The 229-nt window shown below is 51.1% G+C and carries 1 pseudogene; it reads left to right on the top strand.

Features of this window, described 5'->3' with window-relative positions:
• Positions 1–84: 84 nt before the first annotated feature.
• Positions 85–229: pseudogene (yjfN, locus tag FDX22_RS30015) on the top strand (DUF1471 family protease activator YjfN); the annotation flags it as partial.

The raw sequence follows: 229 nt of genomic DNA, 5'->3' as shown, positions 1-229 counted from the left end.
ATAAACCAACAGCAGGGAGCTTGAGGTTTATTATCGCGATGGAATGCCCTGCCATGTGTAGGGGTACGAATAATGGAGCTGACGATGAAACAATCACTTGCCTTATCCTCACTGCTGTTTTCTGCCGGACTGGTAGGTACAACGGCGCAGTCTGCCGAGTTCGCCAGTGCTGACTGCGTTACGGGCCTGAACGAAATTGGCCTGATCTCTGTCAGTAACATTGCAGGGA

Origin of the sequence: Citrobacter sp. TBCS-14 (genome assembly GCF_005280805.1) — a bacterium.
Classification (GTDB): domain Bacteria; phylum Pseudomonadota; class Gammaproteobacteria; order Enterobacterales; family Enterobacteriaceae; genus Citrobacter; species Citrobacter gillenii.
Note: the sequence above shows the minus strand (reverse complement) of the source record. Positions and strands in the feature narration are given on the sequence as shown.